Annotated in this window: 13 protein-coding genes; 6 read left to right on the plus strand and 7 right to left on the minus strand. The window is 42.3% G+C overall.

Going from position 1 to position 16,165, the window contains the following annotated elements; all coding sequences use genetic code 11:
* Positions 1-26: 26 nt before the first annotated feature.
* From oppC to EV690_RS03240, 3 genes are all read right to left on the minus strand, one after another.
* Positions 27-938 carry an oligopeptide ABC transporter permease OppC gene (gene oppC / locus EV690_RS03230; RefSeq protein WP_131911506.1) on the minus strand — a complete coding sequence of 304 codons (912 nt, stop codon included), beginning with the start codon at positions 936-938 and terminating at the stop codon, positions 27-29.
* 15 nt (positions 939-953) lie between these two features.
* A complete protein-coding gene (gene oppB, locus EV690_RS03235; RefSeq protein ID WP_131911507.1) occupies positions 954-1,874 on the minus strand; it encodes an oligopeptide ABC transporter permease OppB in 921 nt (306 codons plus the stop codon).
* A 106-nt stretch (positions 1,875-1,980) separates the two neighbouring features.
* The gene (locus EV690_RS03240; protein ID WP_131911508.1) at positions 1,981-3,603 is read right to left on the minus strand and encodes an ABC transporter substrate-binding protein; all 1,623 of its coding nucleotides are present in this window, start codon (positions 3,601-3,603) and stop codon (positions 1,981-1,983) included.
* A 683-nt stretch (positions 3,604-4,286) separates the two neighbouring features.
* On the opposite strand from EV690_RS03240, the gene adhE reads away from it, so the two are divergent.
* Together adhE and EV690_RS03250 are read left to right on the plus strand one after the other, a co-directional pair.
* Entirely contained in the window at positions 4,287-6,980 is a 2,694-nt protein-coding gene (gene adhE, locus EV690_RS03245) for a bifunctional acetaldehyde-CoA/alcohol dehydrogenase (RefSeq protein ID WP_131911509.1), read from the plus strand.
* A gap of 108 nt (positions 6,981-7,088) precedes the next feature.
* The gene (locus EV690_RS03250; RefSeq protein WP_165872646.1) at positions 7,089-7,799 is read left to right on the plus strand and encodes a DUF3108 domain-containing protein; all 711 of its coding nucleotides are present in this window, start codon (positions 7,089-7,091) and stop codon (positions 7,797-7,799) included.
* A gap of 36 nt (positions 7,800-7,835) precedes the next feature.
* On the opposite strand, the gene EV690_RS03255 is transcribed toward EV690_RS03250, so the two are convergent.
* Positions 7,836-8,438, minus strand: coding sequence for a MarC family protein (locus EV690_RS03255; protein ID WP_131911511.1), 603 nt, complete (start codon positions 8,436-8,438; stop codon positions 7,836-7,838).
* Between the two features lie 193 nt (positions 8,439-8,631).
* Here EV690_RS03255 and EV690_RS03260 point away from each other — a divergent pair, with 193 nt between their 5' ends.
* From EV690_RS03260 to EV690_RS03275, 4 genes are all read left to right on the plus strand, one after another.
* Positions 8,632-9,468 carry an SDR family NAD(P)-dependent oxidoreductase gene (locus tag EV690_RS03260; RefSeq protein ID WP_165872647.1) on the plus strand — a complete coding sequence of 279 codons (837 nt, stop codon included), beginning with the start codon at positions 8,632-8,634 and terminating at the stop codon, positions 9,466-9,468.
* Positions 9,468-10,337: a TraB/GumN family protein gene (locus tag EV690_RS03265; RefSeq protein ID WP_165872648.1), complete on the plus strand. Its 870-nt coding sequence runs from the start codon at positions 9,468-9,470 to the stop codon at positions 10,335-10,337. Before EV690_RS03260 ends, EV690_RS03265 begins: the two co-directional genes overlap by 1 nt.
* A gap of 130 nt (positions 10,338-10,467) precedes the next feature.
* On the plus strand, positions 10,468-11,046 hold the full coding sequence (gene smrA / locus EV690_RS03270) for a DNA endonuclease SmrA (RefSeq protein ID WP_131911514.1): 579 nt from the start codon (positions 10,468-10,470) through the stop codon (positions 11,044-11,046).
* Between the two features lie 34 nt (positions 11,047-11,080).
* Positions 11,081-12,556 (plus strand): carboxypeptidase M32, encoded by a 1,476-nt coding sequence (locus EV690_RS03275; RefSeq protein WP_131911515.1) that lies wholly within the window; start codon positions 11,081-11,083, stop codon positions 12,554-12,556.
* 461 nt (positions 12,557-13,017) lie between these two features.
* Here the strand turns inward: EV690_RS03275 and EV690_RS03280 are convergent, their stop codons facing one another.
* The 3 genes from EV690_RS03280 to EV690_RS03290 all read right to left on the minus strand — a co-directional run bounded on the left by EV690_RS03280 (position 13,018) and on the right by EV690_RS03290 (position 16,023).
* Complete coding sequence (locus EV690_RS03280) at positions 13,018-13,476, minus strand: lysozyme inhibitor LprI family protein (RefSeq protein WP_165872649.1); 459 nt, start codon at positions 13,474-13,476, stop codon at positions 13,018-13,020.
* Positions 13,477-13,609: 133 nt separating this feature from the next.
* Positions 13,610-15,076: a cardiolipin synthase gene (cls, locus tag EV690_RS03285; RefSeq protein ID WP_131911517.1), complete on the minus strand. Its 1,467-nt coding sequence runs from the start codon at positions 15,074-15,076 to the stop codon at positions 13,610-13,612.
* 89 nt (positions 15,077-15,165) lie between these two features.
* Positions 15,166-16,023 carry an aldo/keto reductase gene (locus EV690_RS03290; protein ID WP_131911518.1) on the minus strand — a complete coding sequence of 286 codons (858 nt, stop codon included), beginning with the start codon at positions 16,021-16,023 and terminating at the stop codon, positions 15,166-15,168.
* Positions 16,024-16,165 lie beyond the last annotated feature (142 nt).

The following is a 16,165-nucleotide window of genomic DNA, read 5'->3' on the forward strand; positions in this document are numbered from 1 at the left end:
TATTCCTTCGTTACCGAGCTGCTGATTTAACGATCTTTTGGATCAAGAGCATCACGCAAACCATCGCCAATATAGTTAAAACAAAACAGCGTTACGACCATAAAGATGCCAGGGACTAACAATTGCCAAATAGCAATGTTCATATTCTGAGCACCATCTTGTAATAGCGCTCCCCAGCTAGTCATCGGCTCTTGAACCCCCAGTCCTAAGAAACTTAAGAAAGATTCAAGAAGAATCATATTTGGCACCAATAACGTTGCATACACGGCGACAATTCCCAGTACATTAGGAATGACGTGTTTAGTAATAATATTCCAACGAGAAACACCACACACTTCGGCTGCTTCAATAAACTCTTTGTTACGCAAACTCAAGGTCTGACCGCGCACCACCCTTGCCATATCCAGCCAAGATACTGCACCTATCGCGACAAATATCAGCATGATATCTCGTCCGAAAAAAGTCACGAGCAGAATCACTAAAAACATAAACGGAATAGAGTACAAAATTTCCAGAATACGCATCATGATTCGGTCAACGCCACCGCCGATAAAGCCGGAAGTCGCCCCATAAAGAGTACCAATGACGACTGCAACAAAAGCCCCCAAAACGCCAACCAGTAACGAAATACGCCCACCCAGTAAAGAACGAACATATAGGTCACGGCCTAGGGAATCAGTTCCGAAATAATGCCCAGTTGCAAACGAAGGTGGTGAAGACATATGGGCCCAATCCGTCGCATCATATGGGTATTGAGAGAAATAAGGTCCAATCAATACAAATAAAATGATAAAAATTAGAATAGCCAGACTGGTCATCGCCGCATGATTACGTCGAAAACGCCGAAACGCATCTTGCCAAAGGCTACGCCCTTCTACTTCCAGCTGATCAGCCAAGTTATCACTAACCGCTTTGCTGGATTTTTTAGATAACAACATAAACTTGCCGGCTCCCTATATTCGAATTTTCGGATCGACTAACGCTAATAAAATGTCAACAATAGCGTTAAAGAAAATAGTCAAAACACCAATGACAATTGTTACTCCAAGAACTAACGAATAGTCACGGTTTAGAGCTCCGTTAATAAATAACTGGCCGATTCCAGGAAGACCAAAAATAGTCTCAATCACAACAGATCCGGTGATAATACCGACAAAAGCAGGCCCCATGTATGAGATCACAGGCAACAATGCAGGTCTTAAAGCATGTTTTAAGACCACCCGTAAATAAGGCATCCCTTTGGCTTTAGCGGTCCGAATAAAGTTAGAGTGCAACGTTTCAATCATGCTACCGCGGGTAATCCTTGCAAATGTCGCAACATACAAAAGCGCCATCCCCACCACGGGCAGAACCATGTGCCGAAAATCTCCACCATTCCACCCTCCAGCTGGTAGAATTTTCAACCATAATGCAAATATATAAACCAATACTGGTGCAATGACGAATGAGGGCATCACAACCCCAATCATTGCAGTCGACATGGTCGTATAATCAAGCCATGTATTTTGTTTAAGCGCTGATAGCGTCCCGACAACAACACCCATAACAACAGCGAGGATAAAAGCATAAATTCCAATTCGTGCTGATACCGGTAAAGATTGTTCAATCAAAGATGTAACATCCTTATCTTTGTATTTAAATGAAGGACCTAAATCACCATGCAACATGTTTTTCATGTAATTGAAATATTGCACGACAAGAGGCTTGTCTAAGCCATATTTTGCATTCAGGTTTGCTTCGACGGCAGGAGGCAATTCACGTTCACTTGAAAACGGATTCCCTGGTGCAAACCGCATCATAAAAAATGATACCGTAATCAGCACCAACAAAGTCGGAATCGCTTCCAATATACGCTTGAAAATAAACTTTAACATAAACTAGTCTCGTTCGAGATTCGTTACCACAACTTAAGTGTATAAAAGGTGCTGCTGGGGAGGGCCAGTCAGCACCCGCACGTATCAGTCAAATCTTACGACTGAATTATTTCGCTTTCAGATAGAAATTTTTCACATAGTAGTAATCCAGTGCGTTATGCATTGGGTAGCCACCAACGATAGGTTTTACCAAACGTGCATTTACATAAGAGTAAACAGGCGCAACTGGCATATCCTTAGCGAAAATTTCTTCTGCTTTCTCATACAGCTTATTACGAGCTGCATCATTAGCTGTATCTAACGCTTTTTTCATAATCGCATCATATTTAGGATTACTGTAATCAGCGTTGTTTTGGGCATTGCCAGTCATCAACAACGTCATGAAGGTCGATGCTTCATTATAGTCCCCACACCATGCATCACGAGCAACGGTAAAATTGTGGTTCTGACGCGTTTGCAAGAATGTTTTCCATTCTTGATTTTCTAATGTGACATTGACACCAATCGCTTTCCACATTTGCCCAACTGCCAGTGCAATTTTCTTATGGTTAGCACTGGTGTTATACAAAATAGAAACATCTAAAGGTTTACCACCTTTACCATAACCGGCTTCTTTCATCAGCGCTTTCGCTTTCGCTAAGCGTTGTGCTTGAGTCATTTCTGCATAGGCAATTTTCGGAGTATGGAAACCTTCAACGCCATTAGGAACGAAGCCATATAAAGGTTTTTCACCTTTACCGGTTACAAATTTAGTGATGATATTGCGGTTAATCGCATAAGAGAGTGCTTTACGAACACGGACATCATTAAATGGTGGCTTTTTGTTGTTAAAATCGTAGTAGTAGTTACACAGGTATGGTGTCACTTTCAGATCTTGCGGGTAATCTTTTTTCAAGTGCTTAAACTGTTCGTTTGGCACTTCATAAGTCATATCGATTCCCCCGGCCATAAAGCGGTTCATGGCAGCGACTTGATCGGAAATAGGTAAAAAAGTAACCTTATTAATAACGGTATGCTTATTATCCCAGTATTGATCATTACGGGTCATGACAATACGACCGTTAACAACCCACTTGACGAGTTTATAAGCACCGTTGGAAACCATATGTCCCGGCTGCGTCCATTTATCTCCCCACTTTTTAATTGCGGGCGGATAGACCGGAAATACAGATGCGTTAGCCATCATTTTTACAAAATAAGGTACTGGAGAAGACAATGTCACCTGCAAAGTGTGCGCATTTAAGGCTTTAACACCCAATGTTTTCGGATCTTTTTTACCATCAACAATACCATCAACGTTCAGGATGTTAGTTAACTGTAAATAATATGCATAAGGAGATGCAGTTTTGGGATTGACCAGGCGACGCCAAGCATAAACAAAATCCTGAGCCGTTACCGGTTTACCATTTGACCATTTTGCATCATCACGCAGATGGAACGTAAAGACTTTGTTGTCTTTATTATCCCAGCTTTTAGCAACACCAGGAACAGTTTTACCGTTGCTATCTTGAGAAACAAGACCTTCAAACAACTGCTGCGCGAGATGCTGCCCGGGTACACCTTGAACCAATTGTGGATCTAACGATCCAGGTTCAGCCCCGTTGTTAATGACCATGACCTGTTTTTTCGCAAGCTTTGTTCCGGCTGGAACTGTCGCTGCATATGCTGTGGTTGCACTTAGCATCGCTGAAACAATGAGCGAGCTAAGCATTTTCTTATTTAAATTCATTCAAACAAATCTCCATTTTTATAAGAGCATCCCAAACGGAAAATAGTGCTAAAATAGTCACTTTGTGAACGGTTATTATTTCTAATTAAATCATCACTAAACAGATAATTATCCTGTTTGACGGACAATCAACCATGGATTGTACATCTATGGGCTGACTTGGACAAACAATTATTCGTCAATGTGATACCTACAAAAATTTAACTACCATATAAAATCAATTTTTCAGAATAATTATGTTGATTTACATCATCTGTATCTAAAAACTGACATAAAAAACGGCACATATCCTACAGATAAAGAGCCTCTTGGCAAGTCACAATCAATAAAGCAACAAACGCTATATATTGAATAGGCTCAACGGCATTTAGAGTGGATAAAAGGGATGATAGAATATTTTGTAAGTTTGCAACAAAATGTAATATTGACAGCGATCGTTTTACGTTAAAAAACTAAAATAGTGCGTTACAAAGACCTAAAAGAGTAATTTTGATCTCATTTTGAAATTTCATTTGTAACTAAACAACAACTGATCCACGTCAAGTTTTGTTATTTAGACTATTCATATACTAGGCACCGAAGGTTGGTTAGCAAGGATGCTGTGGCGACCAAATGTGGGTGTTTCATACTACACTGCTTATACGTCCCTTGCTAAACAGCTTTCTAAACTTAAGGAGAGATTTATGACTGTCACCAATGTTACTGAACTTGATGCTCTAGTCGCACGAGTTAAAAAAGCTCAGGCGGTTTATGCGACCTATAGCCAGGAACAAGTTGACAAAATTTTCCGTGCTGCGGCATTAGCTGCTGCAGATGAACGCATTCCATTAGCACAAATGGCGGCTGCGGAATCAGGCATGGGGATCATTGAAGATAAAGTGATTAAAAACCATTTTGCTTCTGAATACATTTATAACAAGTATAAAGACGACCAAACCTGCGGCATCCTAGACGAAAACGAAGAAATGGGGACGATTACTATCGCTGAACCCATTGGCTTACTATGCGGGATTGTTCCAACGACTAACCCGACTTCAACCGCTATTTTCAAAGCGTTGATTAGTTTAAAAACTCGTAATGGGATTATCTTCTCCCCTCACCCACGCGCTAAAAAATCAACAAATAGAGCGGCTCAAATTGTACTTGATGCGGCTGTTGCTGCTGGTGCCCCCAAAGATATCGTTGGCTGGATTGATGAACCATCAGTTGAATTATCTAATGCATTAATGCACCACAACGACATTAACTTGATTTTAGCCACTGGTGGCCCAGGCATGGTTAAAGCAGCTTACTCATCAGGCAAACCTGCCATTGGTGTGGGCGCTGGGAATACTCCGGTTGTTATTGATGAAACTGCAGATATCAAACGTGCTGTTTCTTCAATCTTAATGTCTAAAACATTCGATAACGGGGTTGTCTGCGCATCAGAACAAGCCGTCATTATTGTCCAGGATGTTTACGAGGCAGTTAAAGAACGTTTCTCAAACTATGGCGGTTATATCCTTTCTAAAGAAGAAGCCGACAAAGTTCGTAAAGTATTAATGATCAATGGTGCATTGAACGCCAAAATCGTCGGACAACCAGCAAGTAAAATTGCTGAAATGGCTGGGGTTTCTGTTCCAGCTTGGACCAAAGTACTCATTGGTGAAGGCCTTCATGTCGATGCAGCTGATGAATTTGCTCATGAAAAACTCTCTCCGACTTTAGGAATGTTCGTTGCCAAAGACTTCGCACATGCAGTCGAACAAGCTGAAGAGATGGTTAACATCGGTGGGATTGGCCATACATCTGCTTTATATACTGATCAAGATTTAAATAAAGATCGCATCAATTACTTCGGCGAAAAAATGAAAACCGCTCGTATTTTGATCAACACTCCAACCTCTCAAGGTGGGATTGGCGACCTTTATAACTTTGCTCTGGCACCATCTCTGACCTTAGGTTGTGGTTCATGGGGGGGGAACTCCATTTCTGAAAACGTTGGTCCTAAACATTTGATCAACAAAAAAACAGTCGCAAAACGGGCAGAAAACATGTTATGGCATAAACTTCCTCAATCAATTTACTTCCGTCGCGGCTGTCTACCAGAAGCAATGGACGATTTAGTTGGCAAAAAACGCGCATGTGTTGTAACTGACCGTTTCTTGTTCAACAACGGTTACGCAGATGAACTGATTGAGATTCTGCATGAAAAAGGCATGGAAACTGAAGTTTTCTATGAAGTTGAAGCCGACCCGACTTTAAGCATCGTTCGTAAAGGGGCTGACCTACTTAATCAGTTCAAACCCGATGTAATTATCGCATTAGGTGGTGGTTCACCAATGGATGCTGCCAAAATCATGTGGGTTATGTACGAACATCCAGAAGTTCATTTCGAAGATCTAGCACTTCGTTTCATGGATATTCGTAAACGTATTTACAAATTCCCTAAAATGGGTGCGAAAGCAACTATGGTTGCAATTACCACCACTTCAGGAACAGGCTCAGAAGTGACTCCTTTTGCCGTCGTTACTGATGATTATACAGGTAAAAAATACCCTCTGGCCGACTATCAATTAACACCAAACATGGCAGTCATTGACGCGAACTTAGTGATGAATATGCCTAAATCGCTCACTGCATTTGGTGGTTATGATGCCGTGACTCATGCGATGGAAGCCTATGTATCAATCATGGCTAATGAGTTCTCTGATGGACAGGCTTTACAGGCCTTGAGCTTGTTAAAAGAATATCTACCAAGTGCTTATCATAATGGCAGCAAAGATCCAATTGCTCGCGAAAAAGTGCACAACGGGGCAACCATTGCCGGTATCGCATTTGCACAAGCATTCTTGGGAATTTGTCACTCAATGGCACATAAATTAGGTGCGATGTTCCATGTGCCACATGGTTTAGCTAACGCTTTGTTACTCACTAACGTTATTCGCTACAACGCCACTAACTTGCCAACCAAGCAGGCTGCATTTTCTCAGTATGACCGTCCAAAAGCGCGGGCTCGTTATGCCGAAATTGCTGAACATCTTGGTTTCCGTGAAGGTCGTACTCAGGATAAAATCGATGCACTGCTGGATTGGTTAGAAGCATTAAAAATTGAATTGGATATTCCAACATCTATTCAAGCTGCTGGAGTATCTGAAGCTGACTTCATGTCAAAAATTGACCAACTTGCAGTTGAAGCATTTGATGACCAATGTACTGGAGCGAACCCTCGTTATCCATTAATTAGCGAACTGAAACAGATCCTCATCGATTCATTCTACGGAAACCACTACGTAGAAACATATGAACGTGAAGAAGAACAGGAGCAAGAACCAGTTGCTGAAAAAAAAGCGCCTAAATCTGCTAGTCGCAGCAAAAAAGAAGTAGCTGCTAAATAATCAACCTAGCTACTTGCTTGTACTTCATGGCCCTGCTAATGCGGGGCCATTTTGTTTTTAAGTAAGATTTGGCATACTGATAGTATGATAAAAAACAGACGTGACACTATGCTAAAACCTGTGGTTACCATTGCAGCACTATTAACGATTGGGATAGCCAATACTGCCCAGGCTCAATCATGGCAACCAGTTAAACCCTTCAAGGCTGATTATAAGGCCTACTTTAAAAATGCGGCTATTGGTCATGGTTCTCGCACATTAGAGGCAAAATCTAATGGCAACTACGAAGCAACAAGCACAGCCAAAGTCTTAGGTGGTGTGGGCATGAGTTATGACGATACCAGCTATTTTCGCTATAAAGATCACAAGATTGTGACCGAAAAGTTCAGTCGTTATAAGCGAGTGTTCCTAGGTTCAACAACCATTACTGGCAAAGCCGATGGTAAGGGGGGGTTAATTGTCAAAAGCGATAATAAAACCAAACACTTCCCAGCAGGCAGTTGGGGAAACACTCTCGACTCTACTGCATTTCAAATTCAGTTCCAAAATGATGTTAAATCCGGACAAACCAGCTTTCACTACCATTATGTGGAAGGGGATAAAATAAAAGACTACAAATTTAAAATTGATGGAACAGAAACATTAAAAGTCCCGGCAGGGACATTTAAAACCATACGGCTCAAACGTATCCAAAACGGGGATCGTCAGACTTATATGTGGCTGGCCCCTAAACTTGATTATCAACTGATAAAATTACAAGTACTTCGTAAAGGCAAACAATGGAGCGCAATGGAGCTCACAGACTTTAAATTTCAGTGAGTGACAGTGGGCAGCGGTCTGCTGCCCTGTATTGTATTAATCAATAAAAGCTTTCACACCAGTCATAATCATCTGCGCGGCAATAGCTGACAAAATCAAACCACTGATCTTCGTCATCACTGAGATCCCCTGCTTAGTCACAAGACGTTCGACGGTTGAACTGATATACAAAATAAAACCAATCAACAACATAGCGGCTGTAATCCCGGTTAAATCGGCAATACGAGTTCCAACCGAATGTGCTTCAGCAGCCATCACTACGATCGCCCCAAGAATCGCCGGCCCGACAATGACCGGAGTCGTTAATGGCACAATCATCACATCACTTGGCGTCACATCAGCACTCACTTTCGAGGCACTATCTCCACCAGTCGAAAGTTGTATCGCAGTCAACAATAAAATCACTCCCGTGCCAATCCGAAACGAGTGAATATTTATGCCAAATAGCGAAAAAATAAAATCGCCCCCCATATATACAATCACGCACATAAATATGCTGGCGATCATGACCTTGATCGCTAACTTACGGCGTACGCTATCTTCCCAACGCCGCGTAATCGCAATGTAGGTTGACAATACAAAAAACGGGGCACACATGAAAAAGAACTTCACGCAGACATTAATAATGTAAATCAACATAATGAACCAATCCAGGGGGAGTTAAGTGGCTGCGATTATAAGCGTGCCGGCCCCCAGACCCAATCTGAAAATTCTAATCATCTCGGATTACTTCAGATAATAATACAATTTAGCTTTTACCCCGTTGGACGTAGAAGTAACTGACATGTTAGTGGTATAGTCAAAAGATAATTATAATAGTTGTTGAATGATTATGGCCGATGTATCTCATGTTCTTTTAACTGGCTGTTCCAGTGGGATCGGCTACCACTGCGCGCAACGACTAGCAGAGCAAGGCTATCAGGTTGTAGCAAGTTGCCGAAAACGCAGTGATGTAGAGCGTCTTCGACAACAAAATATACCAACTGTCCTTCTTGATCTGGCAAATTGCGATTCCATAGAACGAGGTTTTACCCAGGCCTTAGAGCTATTAGATGGGCGTATTGATGCCCTTTTTAATAATGGTGCATATGGGCAAACAGGTGCGCTAGAAGACCTTAAAACCTGTGATCTTAAAGCCCAATTTGAAAGTAACTTTTTTGGCTGGCACCATTTGACCCAGTTAGCCGTCAAAAAAATGCTTGTCCAAGGTCATGGACGCATTGTCCAGAACAGTTCTGTATTGGGTTTAGCAGCATTACGCTTTCGCGGGGCATACAGCGCATCTAAATTTGCTTTAGAGGGGTATACCGATACCCTGCGTTTGGAATTAGCCGATACCCCCATCCGAATATCACTGATTGAAACGGGTCCCATTAATAGTCAATTTCGACACAATGCCAAAACCGTGTTTTTGAATACGATTGATTGGCAATCTTCACGCCATCGAGATAACTATCAGGCAACGTTAACGCGTCTTGCTAGTGATAAACCACTTAATTCTCATACACTGGAACCAGAAGCTGTTGCCCAAGCGCTACTGAAGGCTCTCACCCATGCCTCACCTAAACCACGCTATTATGTCACCCGCGCCAGCATCTTTACCGGTATAGCTCGGCGAATTTTACCAACGCGCTGGCTGGATCGAGTTCTGCTAAAAGGAGGCGTATAGTGAAAGTACTCCCTTACCGGAACTGGCTAACACTATTCTTAGTGTGTCTGCCCTTAGTCGCCCAGGCAAAGCCAGCTCTTTGGCAAGCCCAACGCGATGATCAGACGCTCTATTTATTTGGTTCCATTCATATTGGCACGCAAAAACTTTATCCATTGCCGCAAAAAGCACTCGAAGCTTTTAAGCAGAGTCACCAATTATGGGTCGAGGTAGATACGCGCCACATATCTGCACGCACTCGAGGCAAAATTAAAGAGTTAATTCATCTGAAACCGGGTCAAAAACTTGCTCAAATCATTCCAACATCGTTGTATCAAAGACTCCAAACCAAAGCAAAACAGTTACACTTATCGATGACACAATTGGATACCATCGCACCATGGTATATTAGCATTATATTAAACCAACAGTTTTATCAAAAGCTTGGCTACGATAGCTCGCTAGGTATTGATCATTATTTTCTATCCCTTGCCAGTCAAACACACAAACCAGTGCGTTCACTTGAAAGTGTAACAGCACAATTTCAAGTATTAGCTAAACTAAGAAAAGATCAGGTTCAATTGCTCCATCAAAGTATAGAAACTCATCATGCCATGAAAAAAACGTTGCACGAGATAGTGCATGCTTGGCGAAGTGGCCAAGAAGAAAAATTGATCGAGCTTTTGAATGAGGATCCATCGAATATTGCTAAAGATTTCTCAAATGACATCTTAAAACAACGTAACCGTCAGTGGCTGCGAAAACTAACGCAAATCAAAACACCCGGGCGACAATTTGTCGTGGTTGGAGCCCTGCATTTAGGCGGCCCTGATGGGCTTGTTCGTTTACTACAGAAGGCGGGGTATCAAGTCAAAAAGATAAGTGCATAAAATGACGATACAAATTTGTGATGAAATACAAATCACAATATTTAATGCAGTAAATTTATACTTCAAAAAGATCATTTAACTGACCATTAAATGAGTTGTAATGTCACCGAAGCGATTGCAGGAGGTTGCGATGACAGACGAATTAGACCTGTTTAGACAACAGCTACAAGGTGTTGCACCCATCAAACAAGACCGCCATTTATCATACCATACACCCAGCCAACCAAGCGATGCTCAGCTCGCCAGACGAGCCTCTGCATGTGCGCAGCTGGATGATGTAAAAGATGGTTTATCGGATACCCTGCCTCCGCAGCTCAAGCCTGATGATTTAGTGAGTTATAAGAAATCAGGTATCCAAGAAGGTGTGTTTAAAAAACTGCGTTTAGGAAAATATTCAATCGGTGACAGAATCGATCTACATAAGCTTCGCATTGAACAGGCTCGGCTACAAATTTTAAAATTTATTCACCAAAGTCAATCCAATGGTCATCGTTGTGTATTAATCATTCATGGCAAAGGTGAAAAATCAACCCCTCCAGCACGAATGAAAAGTTATGTCTGTCACTGGTTACCACAGCTAGATGAAGTGTTAGCGCTGCATACGGCTCAACCGATGCATGGTGGCTACGGTGCTATTTATGTACTTCTACGTAAAAGTCTTGAGAGAAAAATTGATAACCAAGAACATCACGCTCGCCACTTAAGTTAATCATCCCAACAATTGATACGATAAGGGAGCCACTATGGCCACATCTTTTTACCAAAAACTTACAGAGCATTTTAAAAGTATCTATCATCTGCAACACCTGCAGGCTATTGTTGGATGGGATCAGGCTACACAAATGCCGGCTGGAGGTAATGAAGCCCGAAGCAACGCATTATCAGAATTAGCTATCACCATTCACCAAGCCTACAAATTGTCTGCTCTTGATGAATGGTTTGATTGCGCTGCAGAAGAATCCCTTGATATCCCCCAGCAACAGTCGTTAACGGAGATGCGCCATCAGTGGCAACAAGCTACGATGTTGCCCGCGGAACTCGTCAGAGCGAAAAGTATTGCTGGCAACCGCTGTGAGCACGCTTGGCGAGAACAACGCCGTAATAATAACTGGGAAGGGTTTAAGCCACTGCTTAAAGAAGTGGTTACATTAAGTCGCGAAGAAGCAAATATCCGCGCTTCTATGACAGGTATGCTTCCCTATGATGCTTTGCTCGACCAGTATGAACCAGAGATGACCCAACAACGTCTGGATCAACTTTTTTTACCAATGAACCAATGGCTACCCGAACTGATTAGCGAAGTGCAAGCGCATCAAAAGAGCTGGCAAAGACTCAAACCAGGTCATTATGACGCCGCAGCACAAAAGCGCGTCGGATTGAAAATCATGGAATATCTAGGATTTGATTTTAACCATGGTCGACTTGATGTTAGCGTGCACCCGTTCTGTGGCGGTGTGGCAGAAGATGTGCGTATTACAACCCGTTACGAGAGTGATGATTTTTCTCGAAGCTTAATGGGAATTGTGCATGAAACTGGTCATGCCCGATATGAACAGAATTTGCCACAGCAATGGCGCACTCTACCAGTCGGTCAAGCACGTTCCATGGGCATCCACGAAAGCCAGAGCCTGTTTTTTGAAATGCAGCTAGCCAAACAACCATCATTTTTACAACAGATCCTTCCTTGGCTACGCGAAGAACTCGTACCAGAACTTAGTCTTACTCAGCTTTGCCAACATTATTTAAAAGTAGAACCTAGTTATATTCGCATCGATGCAGATGAAGTTACCTATCCTGCACATATTCTGCTTCGCTATCAGATTGAACGTGATCTCATTAGTGGCGCAATTGAGGTAGATGATATTCCTCAAATGTGGGATGAGCTGATGCAGAAATATTTAGGGCTTTCCACGGCAGGAAATTATCGTGATGGTTGTATGCAAGACATTCACTGGACAGACGGCAGTTTCGGCTATTTCCCGAGCTATACGCTAGGAGCCATGTATGCCGCTCAATTTATGGCCTCAATGCAAAAAACAGTCAACATTGAGAATGCCATTCAAGGTGGTGACCTGACACCTATTTCCACTTGGTTATCTGACAATATTTGGAGTAAAGGGAGCCTCTTAACGACAGATGAATTAGTTAGACAAGCGACAGGTGAAACACTTAATCCTCAATATTTCAGAGAACATTTAAGAAATCGCTACCTAAATTAACCTATTCCCTGATTAAGCCACTACTTTTGATCGCCCCCATATGGGGGCTTTTATTAATCTTTGGTATGTAACCATTTGACCTTCCATTGCGATAAAAATCTCTTTTCGCTGAACACTATCCATATCAGTATCGATTAACTATAAATAAATCAAAAAGATAGTTACAAAGCAAAGCGCAGTAATAAAGCCCTTAATACGAGCAATACATCCGCCATTATTGGTAGCATAGTGAATTTGGCTACCTGAATAGAGGTTATGGCATACCGAAGATTAATTTAAATCAATGAGCTTGGTCATACTCATCTCTATCATCCAAACGGAACAATAGCTATATCTAATTAACAGTGGTGTATCTATAGATTGATTTTCTAAGTGACATATAGACGGGGATAGCGGTAGTACTTAAACGAATAAGCACAATTGAACGGCAGCATAAACTGCCGTTTTATACATTATTTTTATTAATCCGAATTAGTCTGACGATTCAGCAAAGCCGTCCACCAACGAGTGGTTTCAACATAGCAAGCTCGATAGCTATCTCCAGCGCCGCTACCACCACCGACAGTCATTGACTCATGCCAGCGACAGAAACGCTCTCTGAACTGATGAAAACTCCGCTTTGCGGCTAGGAAATTCCGCTGCGCTTTAATATCTGCACTGGTTGTCATATCCAATGTATGAGACTGTCGAGCCGCTTTTTTCTCTGCTTTATCAGCCTCTGCGCCAGCTTTAGAGAGCACTTTTTGTAAACAGCTAGCCAGTTCAGAACGTGCTGCGACCTGTTGCCAACATTGCTCCATCGCTTCATCACTTGTGGGTTGCTTAACCGAATCAGTCTTTGTAGCCGTTTGTGAGCTACAACCGCTAAGCAATCCAAAACAGACCAAACATGCGCTAATTAGCCCAGCTCCCTGTTTCATATGTTTTCCTATATATGTTATTAAATTAATCATCAACCCATAAGTTTCAAGGCCAGGTTCAGATAAGAGCCTAACATTACTTGCCTTTGATAACAATTTAGTATGTTAGATGTCCTTACTGACATTATCATATCTATAATAGCGGGCTAAGTAGATAAAAGAGGTTTTCTAGTAATCGTTCTTTTAATGGACGACTGCGCCAATGATTTAGAACGATCTGGCTTGAGCGCTCTCGATAACTGCTTTGCAAGGCAACAACCTGCTTGGCAAATTGACTATCATCCACTAATAACGTCACCTCAAAGTTCAACCAAAAACTACGTCTATCAAGGTTCACAGTGCCAATCAACACCATTTTTTTATCAACCAAAACACTTTTGGTATGGAGCAATCCGCCCTTAAACTGATGAATTTCGACGCCAGCATTCATCAGTTCTTCCATAAACACCCGACTGGCATATTTAACCATTTTTGAATCGTTCTGCTCTGGCAAAATAATATCGACTTTTACACCCCGTTGAGCAACCGACTTTAATGCACCAGCTAAGCTTTCTTCAGGAACAAAATAAGGTGTGGTTAAACAGATACTAGAACGCGCATTATAAATCGCCTGCAACAAAATCTGCGGGATCATATCATCGCTAAATTTTGGGCCTGATGGAATTAACTGAGAACGGCTGCCCTGCGTTTGTGGTAGATAGACGGTACTCACGGGCTGAAGTAACCGTTCGCCCGTTTCAAGCTCCCAATCCCAATTAAAAGTGATCCACATTGAGTCAACTGTCGGGCCTCGCAATCGAGTCATCACATCCACCCACTGTCCAACCCCCGACTCTTGTTTAAAGTAACGCGGATCAACCATATTCATCGAACCGGTGTAACCGATTTGGCGATCAATCACGACCATTTTACGATGCATACGTAAATCCTGCCGTTGGAATAGTAACCGTAACGTGCCAACGGGTAGAACTTCAACAATATGAACCCCGCCTTCACGAAGCCGTTTAGCCCAATCGCTGTGCATAAATTCTCGACTGCCGACCGAATCAAGCAAAATTCGACAATCCACGCCACGGGCCACCGCCGCTAATAATGCTTCATTGACCTGATCCACCATCCCGCCATTGGACCAGATGTAAAACTCAAACAAGCACTCTTCTTTGGCATGCTGAATATCTTTTATGAGCTGGCTGATAATTTGTGACGTCTCACTTAAAAGCCCAATGCGATTACCACTTTGAAACGGCATCCCTGTTCGCACGCGAACCAAGTTCGCAATGGGGGCTGCGAGTATCGATGCTTGAGTATCGCTTTGATAGGTATTAGATTTTAACCATGACTTATAAGGCCGATACATCAGTCGACTTTGCTCGGCACGGCGACTACCTAACTTTAGCTCGCCGAACAAGCCATATAGAATAACGCCGGCAAGAGGAATGCCCATAATCAAAGCAAGCCATGCTAAGGAAAAGCCAATCTCACGACGTCGCATGATGACACGAAACACTACCGAAAAAATCAGTAGTGTGTAAATAATTGCAACAATGCGAGAGAGCGTTGACTCAAGGGTCAGATGCACCCATATACTAGTTTCGTCCATGACCCCTTATACGATTAAACAAGTCTAATTCACTCCGACTAACCATCTGCGATATATTTGATTATTACGCTATGATTAAGAAATTCCAACTAAATTATATCTAATGGCATCTTATGACTAGGTGGCATAAAAGCCTGATCTAGCATTTGTAGTTGAGTCTCGCTAAGCTCAATCAGGCCTGCTTTAGCATTCCGTTCAACATGGACCACATTAGCTGATTTAGGAATCGCTAACGTATGATGATCACGGATGCTCCACGCTAACATAATTTGAAACGGATCTGCATCATGCTCATCGGCCACTTGACGCAATGTATCACTGGCCAATACTTCTTCACGAAGTCGCCCAGCCTGAGCCAATGGTGAATAAGCAATAAGAGGGATATGATGCTCAACTAGAAAAGGTTTGAGATCAAACTCGACCCCACGGGAGCCAAGATGGTACAAAACCTGATTCACTTGACAGTTCTCACCACCTTCACAGGCCAACAGTTCTTGCATATCGCAAACATCAAAATTAGAAACCCCCCAGCGTTTTATAACACCTTCAGCGCACAATTGCTCAAGATCTTGCACCGTTTGCTGCAGAGGTGTATGTCCACGCCAATGTAATAAATAGAGATCTAGGTAATCAGTATTTAATCGTTGTAGTGACTGCTCTAAACTTTGCTGTAATTCTTTGCCCGCAGCATGATTTGGTAAAAACTTCGAGACTAGAAATACCGATTCCCGGCAACCCGCAATCGCTTCACCAACAAGTGCTTCCGACTTGCCATCCCCATACATCTCGGCCGAATCAATAACGGTTAATCCAAGCTCAACACCACGGCGTAAGGCTTCTATTTCTTGATGACGTAAATCAGCATCGTCGCCCATCCACCAAGTTCCCTGCCCCAAGGCAGGAATTTCAGCTCCATCGGGCAATTGGATGGTTCGTGATATAGACACAATAACCTCCTATTTATAGAGAGTCTGTTTTAACTTATAACAGTCCAAACAGACGCAACAACTATAATGCATGGTAACCTTCTACTGATAAATTGACAATTTTTTGACCAATAGATGCGATCTATATCCTTTTGTTTTCATA

Origin of the sequence: Celerinatantimonas diazotrophica, assembly GCF_004339545.1 — a bacterium.
Taxonomy (GTDB): Bacteria; Pseudomonadota; Gammaproteobacteria; order Enterobacterales; family Celerinatantimonadaceae; genus Celerinatantimonas; species Celerinatantimonas diazotrophica.

Coding starts and splice junctions, on each gene's coding strand:
- oppC (WP_131911506.1), bottom strand. CDS start 938: ATGTTGTTATCTAAAAAATCCAGCAAAGCGGTTAGTGATAACTTGGCT.
- oppB (WP_131911507.1), bottom strand. CDS start 1,874: ATGTTAAAGTTTATTTTCAAGCGTATATTGGAAGCGATTCCGACTTTG.
- EV690_RS03240 (WP_131911508.1), bottom strand. CDS start 3,603: ATGAATTTAAATAAGAAAATGCTTAGCTCGCTCATTGTTTCAGCGATG.
- adhE (WP_131911509.1), top strand. CDS start 4,287: ATGACTGTCACCAATGTTACTGAACTTGATGCTCTAGTCGCACGAGTT.
- EV690_RS03250 (WP_165872646.1), top strand. CDS start 7,089: ATGCTAAAACCTGTGGTTACCATTGCAGCACTATTAACGATTGGGATA.
- EV690_RS03255 (WP_131911511.1), bottom strand. CDS start 8,438: ATGTTGATTTACATTATTAATGTCTGCGTGAAGTTCTTTTTCATGTGT.
- EV690_RS03260 (WP_165872647.1), top strand. CDS start 8,632: ATGGCCGATGTATCTCATGTTCTTTTAACTGGCTGTTCCAGTGGGATC.
- smrA (WP_131911514.1), top strand. CDS start 10,468: ATGACAGACGAATTAGACCTGTTTAGACAACAGCTACAAGGTGTTGCA.
- EV690_RS03275 (WP_131911515.1), top strand. CDS start 11,081: ATGGCCACATCTTTTTACCAAAAACTTACAGAGCATTTTAAAAGTATC.
- EV690_RS03280 (WP_165872649.1), bottom strand. CDS start 13,476: ATGAAACAGGGAGCTGGGCTAATTAGCGCATGTTTGGTCTGTTTTGGA.
- cls (WP_131911517.1), bottom strand. CDS start 15,076: ATGGACGAAACTAGTATATGGGTGCATCTGACCCTTGAGTCAACGCTC.